The following is a 2,426-nucleotide window of genomic DNA, read 5'->3' as shown; positions in this document are numbered from 1 at the left end:
CAAGAACGCTCCGATGCCCCCGCCGCCCGAGGGCGCGGGCATCGGAGCGTTCTTGGACATGCCGCCCACCGACACCGTGGACAGCAGCTTCACGGTGTCCTCGTGCCCGGCCGGGCAGGTCGCGGGCGCGGCGGACTCGGCCATCGGACGGCTGAGTTCGAACGTGTCGCCGCAGGAGCGGCAGCGGTAGTCATAGCGAGGCATGGCCCCAGGCTAACGGGCCGGGGGCGGCGAGGGGAGCCGTCCGGCGGCCCGCCGGCTCGGCGCCCCGCCGGCTCAGCGGATGGGCCGCTCCCGCACGGACCCCTGCCGCAACCGCGCCTCCGTCTCGCGCCGCGCCTTCCAGTACGGGTTGTCGTGCGGGAGGCTGCTGCCGACCCGGCCGTACATCCCGAAGACCATCAGCGCCAGACCCACCAGGAAGCTGAAGATCACGTTCTGCATCCTGAAGGCGAGGAAGTTCGCCGAGCCCCGGTCGAGCAGGGCCAGGTTCACGAACCCGCTGATCAGGAAGAGCACCCCGAGCGACATGTTCATCCAGGAGGCGAAGTTGCCGCCCTTGACCATGCCGTACAGGAGCAGCGCTCCCACGACGATCGAGATCACGCTCAGCGTGCCGTTGGTGCTCAGCCCCGCGACCTCGTTGCCGCCGGTGTCGAAGAATCCGATGTTGTGGGTGAGCCCCAGGATGCCGAAGACGAGCAGGAACAGCCCCATGATCCCGGCGCCGAACCGGTAGACCCGGCTCAGCCGGTGGTCGACCGGCAGATGCTCGTCGAGGGACACATGGGGGGCGCGCCGGGGGTGGCGCAGATGGTGAATCGGCTGGGTGGCCATGGGCGGCCTCCTCGTCTCGTCCGTATCTCCAAGGATCCGCCCGTGACGCGGGGGCGACAACTCCTCCGGTGACACGCCGTGACGGCGCTCAGGCCCCGTGCCCCCGCTCCTCACGGATCAGGGCCACCACGCGCGCGGCCGTCCGGCGGACCTCCTCGGTCTCGGTCAGGAAGTGCCAGTAGTCGGGGTGGCGGCCCTCCAGCGAGGCGACCGCCCGCTCCAGGCGGGCCACGGCCTCGTCCAGCGGGCCGGCGTGGTGCGGGTCCGGGGTGGAGCGGCCGGACATCGCCAGGCGCTGGGCGTCCCGGATCGCGAACCGGGTCCGCTCGATCTCCTGCTGCGGGTCCTTCGCCACCGCGTCGAGCCGCCGCAGCCGGTCCCCGGCGGCCGAGACCGCCTCGTCGGTGGTGTTCAGGAGCGCCCTGACCGTGGCGAGCCGGGAGGTGGCGTCGGCCCAGCGCTGCTCGGCGCGCGCGGCGGCGGCCTCCTTGAGCTTCTCCTCGGCCTGCCGGACGTTCACCAGCGCCTGGTCGGGGACCTGCTGGAGGTCCTGCCAGCAGGCCGCCGTGAACCGGCGCCGCAGCTCGCTCAGGACCGGGTCGACGGTCCCGGCCCGGGTGGTCAGCGCCTGCGCGCGCGTCCGCAGCGAGACCAGCCGGCGGTCGATCTCGGCGGCCCGCTCGGGCAGCCGCTCGGCCTCGGCGCGCACGCCCTCGGCCTCCCGCAGCACCCGGTCGGCCCGCTCCAGGGTCTCGGGCACGCCGTGCTGCCCGGCGCCCTGGTTGAGCCGGGTCAGCTCGGGGCCGAGCGCGGCGAGGCGGGCGGCGAGATCGTCCGCTCTCAGCCCGGACGCCCGCACCGAATCGAGAGCGGTGCTCGCGGCCAGGAGCGCCTGTCGCGCCCGCTCCACGGCCGGGGCGAGACGCGCCAGCTGCGTCTCGGCGGTGGAGAGCAGCGGCCCCAGGCTCTGCTCGAACCGGTCGAGCTCGCCCTTGACCCGTACGAGGTCGTCCTTGGCCCTGGTCAGCTCGCCCCGGGCCCGGGCGGCCACCGAGGCGTCCAGGTCGTCGCGGTCCAGGTCGTGCGCGTCGACGGCGGTGATGTAGTCGTTGCTGACCTCGTCGATCCGCCGGCCGAGCGCCGCGAAGTCGTCCACGGCCTTGCGGGCGCGCGGCGAGCTGTCCACGGCGGTGATGGTCTCGATGGAGATCCGCAGGTCGCGCTGGGCGGTGTCCAGCTCGTAGAAGGCCGCCGCCGCCGCGTCCTTGGCCGCCTGCGCGTCGGCCCGCACGCTCTCGCCGCGCCCGCCGAACCACCGGCGCGTCCCGCCGCCGGCGAAGGCCCCGGGCAGCAGCGCGGCCCCGAGCACCAGCGGCAGCGCGACGAGCGCGAGCGTGTCCGCGAGGGCCCGCCGGGCTCCGGCTCCGGCACCGGGGACGATGGCACCCGCTCTGCTGTACGGCCGCGCGTGTGTCGCCGTCACATCCCTCTCCCGTGCCGTGTCCGCCTGCCGGTTCATTCTCCCACCAGGTAAGGACGAACACACCGGCCGATTAGTTCGCACCGTCCCGGGCCGCCCCGCACCACGG

Annotated in this window: 3 protein-coding genes; all 3 read right to left on the bottom strand. The window is 74.1% G+C overall.

Translation table 11 applies throughout. From position 1 onward, the window contains the following. Positions 1–204, bottom strand: a 204-nt coding sequence (locus ACJA3G_RS35165) for a zinc ribbon domain-containing protein (protein ID WP_406557088.1), incomplete at its 3' end; no start/stop codon positions are given. A gap of 72 nt (positions 205–276) precedes the next feature. Next, positions 277–837 carry a DUF4383 domain-containing protein gene (locus tag ACJA3G_RS35160; protein ID WP_406557087.1) on the bottom strand — a complete coding sequence of 187 codons (561 nt, stop codon included), beginning with the start codon at positions 835–837 and terminating at the stop codon, positions 277–279. A gap of 88 nt (positions 838–925) precedes the next feature. Continuing rightward, positions 926–2,320 carry a hypothetical protein gene (locus ACJA3G_RS35155; protein ID WP_406557086.1) on the bottom strand — a complete coding sequence of 465 codons (1,395 nt, stop codon included), beginning with the start codon at positions 2,318–2,320 and terminating at the stop codon, positions 926–928. Positions 2,321–2,426 lie beyond the last annotated feature (106 nt).

This window comes from Streptomyces sp. YS-3 (assembly GCF_045257485.1).
In the GTDB taxonomy this organism is placed as follows: Bacteria; Actinomycetota; Actinomycetes; order Streptomycetales; family Streptomycetaceae; genus Streptomyces.
This window is presented reverse-complemented; position numbering and strand designations above follow the sequence as displayed.